Raw genomic sequence first — 6,032 nt, forward strand, 5'->3', positions numbered from 1 at the left:
TCCCCGAGCCATGCCGGTCTTCCTGGGGACGATGGCCTCGGAGAGGATCCTGAGGATTTTGCCACCCCTGACCGGAGAGGCCGGGGCGGGAGGCCTTCTGCACCGGCAGACCACCCGGACCAGGTCCGGCCCCCTCTCGGTCGCGCTCGCCGTCTGCTCCCTACCGCTCCTCTGCTCGGTGAAAGGGTACGACGAAAAAGTAGTGGCGGGCACGGCCGCGAACGCCTTCGTGCTCCTGATCCGGAGGGCCACGGCAAGGCCAATCCCCGTCCGCGAGCCCCGCGAGGCAGGCGCGATACTGGTCTACAGGTTGCTCTACGACAGGGACACCGCCCTCTGAAGATGGCCCAGCTTCTGGCCTTCGCTCTCTCGTACCTCGTCGGGGCCATCCCCATCGGGCTCATCGTCACCCGGCTGCTCTCGGGGATAGACATCCGGCGCTACGGGACCGGCAACATAGGAGCCGCCAACGTCGCCGAGCACGCCGGACGCCTGGCGGCGGCCATCACTGCCCTCGGCGTCTTCCTGCAGGGGCTCCTCCCACCCCTCACCGCCCGGTTTCTGGGGGCCTCCGACGCCACGGTCGTCTCGGCCGCGCTGGGAGCGGTCGTCGGCTACGGATGGCCGGTCTTCCTGGGCTTCAGAGGAGGCCGGGCGCTCGGAGTCGGAACCGGAGCCGCGACGGCGATGAACCCGACCGGCTTCTTCGTGCTGGTGGCCACCTACGCGGCGGGAGCAGCGATACGCCAGACCTCCCTGGGAACCATCTCGGGTTTTCTATTCTACGCCTGCTTCACGATCTCAACCGGCTCCTCACCGGCATACGCAGCCGGATCCATCCTCCTGCTGATGATAGTGGCAGTAAGACGCCTCGAAGGGGTCGGAGAAGACATGAAAAGATCCGAGGCTCCCCTCAAAGTCTTCCTCCTCAGGCTGCTCTTCCAGAAAAGGCCGCGGTGAAAGATCACCCGTAGCGCCGGATCATGACGGCGTCGGCTATCACCCAGCCGCGTCCGCTCGTCCAGCGGGAGATCTTGATCGCCCTCTTATTGCCCTTGGGCATACGGAAAGTGCCGAGCTTCACCCACCTTCCCCCGTGGCGCCGCTGGTTGACGACGACCTTCTCAAAGCCCGAGGTCGTCCTTATTAGAATCGGGGTGCGCGAGTTGTAGCTGCTCGAGGCCGGCCAGCGGGCGTAGACGACGTAATCCGCCGTGACGGGGACCTTCATGTAGAAGTTCGCCGGGTCCGAGACGGCCTTCGGGCGGGCGGCGCGGTAGTTTCTGCCGTACTTCGCCTTGTTCCAGGTGTTGTAGTACCAGTTTTTAGAGGCCTGGAAGCGGCCCGAGGCGTTGTCCACCACCTGCTGGTAGACGATCCTGCCCGACGAACTCCCCGAAGAGGATGAGGCGTACGAGCGGATCAGGCTCATGTACTTGTCGAACGGGAAATACGGTCCGGGACAGTAGTGCGTGGAACCGGGAACCTCGTTGTGCCCGATTATGTGCTTGCGGTCGATCGGTATCCCGTACTTCTTGCACAGATAGGCACTCAACCTGGCCGAAGAGCGGATCATGACGTCCGTCCAGGTACCGGGGTCGTCGGCGTACCCCTCGTGCTCGATGCCGATGGAGTGCTGGTTGTAGTCCCAGTTCCCCGCGTGCCAGGCGATATCATGCTCCCTGACGCACTGCCCGATCTTGCCGTCGTTGCGCCGCAGGACGTAGTGGGCCGAGACCTGGGCCTTTGGATCGTTGAACCAGTTTATCGCCGAAGCCCACGAGCCCTGCGTGACGTGTACGACTATGGTCGTGATGTCGAGGCCGTCCTTCGGACGATCCGCGGTCGTGAAGTTGGAGGAAGACGCCCCGTACCAGGTCGAACCCGCGTAATCACCGGCCGCCTGGGGAGAGTAGGTCGCCCCGGCCTCCCTCACCCGCGGGTCTGCCGGGATGGCCATCCTCCTCCCGTCGGCCTCGCCGACGACACCCCCGCGCAAGATCTCGTAGACCTCTTCGGCGTAAAGCGGGCTTCCTCCGTAAGCGCTGACCGCCCGGTACCATCCTTCTATGCCCGCAGCCCCGCGCCCCCGGGCGAGCCTGGAGAGCACCGCGGCCCCACCGAGGATGTTCGCCCTTCGGTTGGTCTCGAGCGCCTCCCTGGAGAATCCGGTGATCCTGGAAGCCTCCGCGAGCGTCTTCACCCGCGGGTCCTGCCTGAGTCCCATGACGCCGTAGCCCCCCATCCCGTGCACGTCCCCGGGACGGTAGCGCCCGAATCTCCTGGGGGGCATCTCCCAGAGCGAGTTGACGTAACCTATCGCCAGCAGGAGTTCCTCCGGAACCCCGTACCTCCGGGAGGCCGCCCCGAACTCGGAGAGGATGCCGCTACCAGCCGCCCAGGCTTCTCCCCCTACCCCGAGCAACGCCCCCATGCCAACCCCACCGGCACCCAGACGTAAGAACCTGCCCCGGCTGATCCCGGAGCCACACTCCAGACACATCGTCCCCCCTCTTTCTTGCCTCTTACACAGATTCCACGGGCATTATCGGATGGATTGCGCCAGAACTTAAGGCTAGAGGAGATCGATCCGGGATGCCAGGCTGGAGCTGGAAGCACGAGGGAGTATTATGAGTATATACCGGCGAGGTGGGTGTTCCGGGCCTGGGTACGTTGTTACACTGCCGCATGTTCTGGAGTATTTTCGAGGGAGGGAACGAGAGGGAGATGTTCAGGGAGCTGGAGCTGGGGGCGATCCGGGCGCACATCCTGCACCACGCGGCGAAGGAGCCGGTCTACGGATCATGGCTCATCGAGGAGCTCGCCCGTCACGGGTACTCGCTGAGCTACGGGACGCTCTACCCCACGCTGCACAGGATGGAGGAGGAGGGATTTCTCGAGCGGGAAGAACGCGTACACGACGGGAGGGTCAGGAAGTACTACACGGCGACCGAGGCGGGGCGGGTGAGGCTGGAGGAGCTCAGGAAGCTCATAACCGCTCTGTACATAGAGGTGGTAGAAGAGAAGGAGCCGCTCACCTGAGACCGGGCGCCCCGTCGACGCCGGGCCCTTCGCCTCCATGGTGGAAGTGCATCCAGCCGACGAAGAAGGCCCCGGCCAGAAGGATCAGGAAGTAGGTCAGGCCGCGCCAGATCAGGACACCGCTCAGGAGCATGGTGGGCTGAACCAGGGAGGAGATGAGGGCGGCGAAGCTCAATTCGGCCCCGCCGCTCCCCCCCGGCGTGGGAGTTATGGGGATGATGAAAGAGGTTATGATCATCTGCGCGACGATTACCGGTAGCCAGTTACCGTCCCATCCGGCGGCCATCAGGGCGAGCGGCCCGATAGCGAGCCTGAGCGCCCAGTAGAGGGCCATGAGGAGGACGCACGCGGCGATGACGAGAGGCCCCTGCCTCCAGACCTGGGCGAACCCCTCGCGCAGCTCACGGTAGAGCCCCAGGAGCCGGGAGAGCACGCCTCCCCCCCTCGGTCCCTTCCCGCTGGGGCCCGAGGTCCGGCGCACCAGCCAGCCCACGAACGCCCAGATCCCGACGAGCAGCGCGAGCGCCGCGAAGAATTCTCCCGGGCTCAGGTGGGTCAGGCCGGAGAAGAAGAATACCCCGATCAGGCTCGCCGCGCCTATCACGGAGGAGTTGAGCATCCCCCGGGTAAAGACGACGCCGCCGCCGATCCCAACCGGAAGACCGGTACGGCGTTTGAGCAGGTAGACCTCGTAGGGTATCTCCGCCCCCCGGATGGGAGAGACGTTACCGACGAAGGCGGCGGCGAGGTAGATCCTGACCATCTCCAGAGGGTTCGTCCCCCCGTCGGTGAGCTGAGGACGGGCGAGGATGTACATGACCAACCCCTGAACGACCCATCCGGCCACCGCCACACCAACGCCCGCCAGGAGGGGCCAGTAATCCACGACCCGGGGGAAGCCGTCCCCGAACTTCGAGGCGATTATCCACACCGCGACAAGCGTGGAGAGCAAACCGATAAAAACACCCAAGAGCGCGCTGCGTCTTCCGGATCTCACCTCTAAAGTCTCCAGATGGTCCTTTCTCCAAGAGGGCCGACTAATGATATTCTGCACGGTACGCGATGTCCACCGGAAAAGGCACGGATGAAAATAGCGGTAATAGGAGCAGGTGCCGTGGGCAGTCTGGTCGGCGGGTTGCTCTCGGCGGCGGGTGAGGAGGTCACCCTCGTCGGACGCGGCGAGCACGTGCGCAGGATAAACGAATCCGGGTTGCGCCTGAGCGGGGTGGGCAAAGAAAGGATACTCCACCCGAAGGCCGCCACCTTCCTGGAGGAGAGGCCGGATCTGCTTCTGATGGCGACCAAGACCCAGGATCTGGCGGAAGCCTGCCGCGAGGTGGCGCCGCTCGTCTCCGAAGAGACCCCGGTGATCACGATGCAGAACGGGGTGAGATGCGACGAGATCGCCCGGGAGTTCTTCCGGCCGCAGCAGATCATCGGCTGCGTGGTCTTCTTCTCCGCGAGCTACCTGGAGCCTGGAGAGGTACGCTGGCAGGTCCGGGGCCACCTGATAATAGGCGACCCGTTCGTCCCCGACCCCGAACGCCTGCGGAGGGTGAGAGAGGTGCTGAAGAAGGCCCTGCCGGTCAGGATCTCGCGCGACATCAGGGCCTCGCGGTGGACCAAGCTCATCTTCAACCTCAACAATGCCCTCCCCGCGATCACGGGGCTCCCCATGCAGCGGATCTACTTCTCCCCGGACACCGCGGCGATCCCGCTCAGGATGATGCGCGAGGGGATGGAGGTGGCCCACCGTGCGGGGTTCGGGCTGGATTTCTCCCTTCCGGCGCTCGCCATGCGCACGATGGTCCGCCTGCCCGAGGCGGTTCCGAGGCGGATCCTGGGGGTCTTGGGACGCACCCCCGTGGGCAGGGAGCCCATCTTCGGCTCGACCTGGCAGAGCATCCGGCGCGGCGCCCGTACAGAGGTGGACTATCTCAACGGCGAGGTCGTAAGGCTGGGGAGGAAGATGGGCCTCGACACCCCTTACAATGAGCGGGTGGTCGAGCTGGTACACGAGGTAGAGAGGAAAGGAGAGTTCTTGTCCCCGGAGATGCTGTGGCCGCCGCAGGAAAGATAGCCGTCGTCACCGAGAGCATCGCCTGCCTCCCCGATGACGAGGCCCGCAGGCTCGGGATCACGGTGATCCCCATACCGTTCGAGTACGCGGGGCGGGAGTACCTCGACGGCGTGGACATAACCCCGGAGGAGTTCAACAAGATGCTCCGTCCGGACCTGCCCCCTGCCGTGACCTCCGCCCCCTCGCCGGGCACCTACATGGAGGAGTTCTGCAGGCTGGCCTCGGAAGGATACGAGGTGCTCTGCATCTCCCCCACCCCGTCGGTCACCCGGATGTACGAGGCCGCGGAACAGGGCCGCAGGCTGGCGCAGGAAGAGCAGGGGATAACCTCGCGCATAGAGGTCGTCGACTCCGGCACCGCGACGATGGCCCAGGGCTTCCTGGTACTCGAGGCGGCCCACCTGGCTCGTGAAGGGGCCTCGATGGACGAGGTACTGAGGAGGGTGAGGCTGCTCTCCTCGCGGGTCGGGTTGCTGGTGACCCTCGACACGCTGGCGTACCTGGCGAAGACCTCGCGCATCCCCCGCATCGGCGCGCTCTTCGGAAAGGCGTTGCAGATAAAGCCCATCATCTACTTCGGACAGGGCACCGTAGACCCCCTCGACCGTCCCCGCTCCAGGAGGCGCGCGGTCTCCCGGCTTTTGCAGCTCACGGAGGAACGGCTCAACCACGACGGCCCGCTGCACGTCGCCGTCCAGCACGCGAACGCCCGCGAGGAGGCGGAGTCTCTGCGAGAGGAGGTCGCCCGCCGCTTCTCGCCGGAGACCCTGCGCATCGCCGAGTTCTCCCCCGTGATGTCCAGCTACACCGGCCCGGGTCTTCTCGGGCTGGCCTTCTACGAGGATCCGGAGGGCCACAGAGCGTGAGCGCCGAAACGCCGAACGGGAGGAGGCTGGCCCTCGCCGCATCT

7 protein-coding genes are annotated in these 6,032 nt (G+C 65.3%); 5 read left to right on the forward strand and 2 right to left on the reverse strand.

Annotated features, from left to right (window positions below):
• The coding region (locus AC6EKW_RS14970) for a hypothetical protein (protein ID WP_498514818.1) at positions 1-340 on the forward strand (340 nt) is incomplete at its 5' end.
• 2 nt (positions 341-342) lie between these two features.
• Positions 343-960, forward strand: coding sequence for a glycerol-3-phosphate acyltransferase (locus AC6EKW_RS14975; protein WP_498514819.1), 618 nt, complete (start codon positions 343-345; stop codon positions 958-960).
• A 4-nt stretch (positions 961-964) separates the two neighbouring features.
• On the opposite strand, the gene AC6EKW_RS14980 is transcribed toward AC6EKW_RS14975, so the two are convergent.
• Positions 965-2,503 (reverse strand): N-acetylmuramoyl-L-alanine amidase, encoded by a 1,539-nt coding sequence (locus AC6EKW_RS14980; RefSeq protein ID WP_498514820.1) that lies wholly within the window; start codon positions 2,501-2,503, stop codon positions 965-967.
• Between the two features lie 224 nt (positions 2,504-2,727).
• Between AC6EKW_RS14980 and AC6EKW_RS14985 the strand changes: the two genes are divergently transcribed.
• The gene (locus AC6EKW_RS14985; RefSeq protein ID WP_273889085.1) at positions 2,728-3,042 is read left to right on the forward strand and encodes a PadR family transcriptional regulator; all 315 of its coding nucleotides are present in this window, start codon (positions 2,728-2,730) and stop codon (positions 3,040-3,042) included.
• Here the strand turns inward: AC6EKW_RS14985 and AC6EKW_RS14990 are convergent.
• Positions 3,035-4,039 (reverse strand): lysylphosphatidylglycerol synthase transmembrane domain-containing protein, encoded by a 1,005-nt coding sequence (locus AC6EKW_RS14990; protein ID WP_498514821.1) that lies wholly within the window; start codon positions 4,037-4,039, stop codon positions 3,035-3,037. The two genes, AC6EKW_RS14985 and AC6EKW_RS14990, sit on opposite strands and share 8 nt — an antisense overlap.
• 87 nt (positions 4,040-4,126) lie before the next feature.
• On the opposite strand from AC6EKW_RS14990, the gene AC6EKW_RS14995 reads away from it, so the two are divergent.
• Both AC6EKW_RS14995 and AC6EKW_RS15000 read left to right on the forward strand, forming a co-directional pair.
• Positions 4,127-5,122: a ketopantoate reductase family protein gene (locus AC6EKW_RS14995; RefSeq protein ID WP_498514822.1), complete on the forward strand. Its 996-nt coding sequence runs from the start codon at positions 4,127-4,129 to the stop codon at positions 5,120-5,122.
• Positions 5,101-5,988, forward strand: coding sequence for a DegV family protein (locus AC6EKW_RS15000; RefSeq protein ID WP_273889088.1), 888 nt, complete (start codon positions 5,101-5,103; stop codon positions 5,986-5,988). Before AC6EKW_RS14995 ends, AC6EKW_RS15000 begins: the two co-directional genes overlap by 22 nt.
• The last annotated feature ends 44 nt before the right edge of the window (positions 5,989-6,032 follow it).

It is taken from the genome of Rubrobacter sp. M3-4 (genome assembly GCF_059772285.1).